Genomic DNA, 2,217 nt, shown 5'->3' with positions numbered 1-2,217 from the left:
CTGCACGCTATGCTGTAGAGACCAAGGTTATGTAGAAATATGAACATCTTGCGGCAATATATCTTTCCTGCCCTCATCCTGCTGGTGTTTCTGTTTACCCTGGTGGTGGTGAGCATTCGCTCGTTTCTGCCGGAGGATATGGCCCAGCCTGCCCCTCTAGAAGAAGCGACGCCTGTGGCCCTTTCTGCAAATGCCTGAGGATGGCTGAACAAGGGATCCCTCTGCCTGTGGGTTATCGTTGGCGTATCGGTTCAGCCTGGGATCGGCCCTGGGTGAGACGAGGATTGCAGGCCACGTTGCAGGAATCTTTTCCAGAGCAAAGCAACTGGGATCACCTGGAAGAGACGCTGGATCGCCTCTTCGACCCACCCCGCACCCCCTGCTGGTGGATCTTGAAAGAAGAAACTGCAGAGCCGGTGGGCTGTGTTTGGGCCGGCATCTCCACAGATCAAGCCACCCATCGGCGGGTAGCCTACATCTTTCTGCTCTGGGTGGATCCCGCCCATCGCCGGCAGGGCCTGGGCAGAGCTTTGATTCAACAGGTGGAACGCTGGGGATCCCAGCAGCAGCTAGCTGCCATTACCCTGCAGGTTTACCATCACAACCAAGCCGCCCTCCATTTCTATCAGCAGGCCCACTTTGCTGTACAAGGCTACTGGTTGTACAAGCCGCTCAGCCCCGCGCCCATAGACGCGCATGTAGAAGAGCATGAATACAAAGGTCATGAAGTTTTGTGAATAAGCCGGGATCCGCTCTCAGTTGCTCTTTTGATGAAAGCGGTGGCAAAGACTGGAGGGAAAGCCCATGTCCAGACCTGTCAAACTCAGTGAAGCTGAGGTCCAAGCCAAGCTGGAAAATCTGCCGGGCTGGTCTTTGCAGGATGGGAAGCTGCATCGTCAATTTCAGTTTCGCTCCTTTGTCGAAGCCTTTGGCTGGATGAGCAGTGTGGCCTTGGTGGCCGAGAGCATGGGGCACCATCCCGAATGGACCAATGTCTACAACCGCGTGCGGGTGCATCTTACCACCCACGATGCCGGGGGCATTACAGAACTGGACTTTACCCTGGCGCAACGCATGAACGAGCTGGCCAGCTAGACGCTTCAGTACCCAACTTTGGGGATCCCTCAAAGCCGGCTTGGCAGAGGATCCCCATTTTGTCGCTGCCTCAAAGTTGTGTTGGATTGTGTTGGGAGCTGTGTCGGTCTGATAGACTAAGCCTAAGGTTAAGAAATGATAATTTTATGAACGTGCTGGTTGTGGGGGCGACGGGAACGCTGGGCCGTCAAGTGGTACGCCGAGCCATCGAAGAGGGACACCAAGTCACCTGTCTGGTGCGAAATCCGGCAAAGGCTGCTTTCTTAAGTGAATGGGGCGCTCACCTGAAGGTGGGAAATCTGCTTCAGCCCAGCACCCTCAACTCCGCCATGGAAGGCATCGAGGCGGTGATCGACTGTGCCACGGTGCGGGTGACCGATACCCTCAGCGCCCGTCAGGTGGACTGGGATGGCAAAGTTGCCCTGATCAATGCGGCACGGGCTGCCCAGGTAGGGCATTTTATCTTTTTCTCCATCATGGGCGCTCACCACGAGTATCCCAATGTGCCCCTGATGAATTTCAAGCATCACATTGAGAAGTATTTGGTTGGATCCCAGATGCCCTACACGATTTTTCGTCCAGCGGGCTTTATGCAGGGGTTGATTGGCCAGTACGCCATCCCCATCTTGGAAGAACAAATCGTCTGGGTAACCGGCGAGGGCATGCCAACGGCCTACCTAGACACCCTAGATGCAGCCCGGTTTGCGGTGCGAGCTCTCACTGTAGAAGCTGCCAAGCAGCAAATCTTTCCCTTGGTGGGGCCCAAGGCTTGGACGGCTCGAGAAGTCATTGCCTTGTGCGAGCAGCTCTCCGGCAAAAAGGCCAAAGTCAGCACCATGCCGCTGGGACTGCTGAGAGGGGCGCGCAAGGTGGCGCAGTTCTTTCAGTGGAGCTGGAACATTGCCGACCGGCTGGCGTTTGTGGAGGTGATCGCGGCCAAAGAACCCATGCACGCCGATATGACGCCTGTATGCGAAACCCTGGGGATTGAACTGGCCTCTCTGACCTCTCTTGAGGACTACCTAGCGGAGTATTTCCAGAAGATGTTGAAACGGCTTCGCGAGCTAAAGGTCAAGCAACCCAAAGTCAAGACGCCCTTCTAAGTCGTTGTTCTCAGTCTTC

Annotated in this window: 4 protein-coding genes; all 4 read left to right on the top strand. The window is 55.7% G+C overall.

Going from position 1 to position 2,217, the window contains the following annotated elements:
• Positions 1 to 39 precede the first annotated feature (39 nt).
• Entirely contained in the window at positions 40 to 198 is a 159-nt protein-coding gene (locus NW829_RS10045; RefSeq protein WP_414342473.1) for a hypothetical protein, read from the top strand.
• A gap of 2 nt (positions 199 to 200) precedes the next feature.
• Positions 201 to 737 (top strand): GNAT family N-acetyltransferase, encoded by a 537-nt coding sequence (locus NW829_RS10040; protein ID WP_414416998.1) that lies wholly within the window; start codon positions 201 to 203, stop codon positions 735 to 737.
• 67 nt (positions 738 to 804) lie between these two features.
• Positions 805 to 1,095 carry a 4a-hydroxytetrahydrobiopterin dehydratase gene (locus NW829_RS10035; protein ID WP_099812243.1) on the top strand — a complete coding sequence of 97 codons (291 nt, stop codon included), beginning with the start codon at positions 805 to 807 and terminating at the stop codon, positions 1,093 to 1,095.
• Positions 1,096 to 1,241: 146 nt separating this feature from the next.
• Positions 1,242 to 2,198, top strand: coding sequence for an NAD(P)H-binding protein (locus tag NW829_RS10030; RefSeq protein WP_414374714.1), 957 nt, complete (start codon positions 1,242 to 1,244; stop codon positions 2,196 to 2,198).
• The last annotated feature ends 19 nt before the right edge of the window (positions 2,199 to 2,217 follow it).

Source organism: Synechococcus sp. R55.8 (assembly GCF_047461895.1).
GTDB lineage: Bacteria > Cyanobacteriota > Cyanobacteriia > Thermostichales > Thermostichaceae > Thermostichus.
The sequence above is the reverse complement of the archived record's forward strand: the minus strand, read 5'-3'. Positions and strand labels throughout refer to the sequence as shown.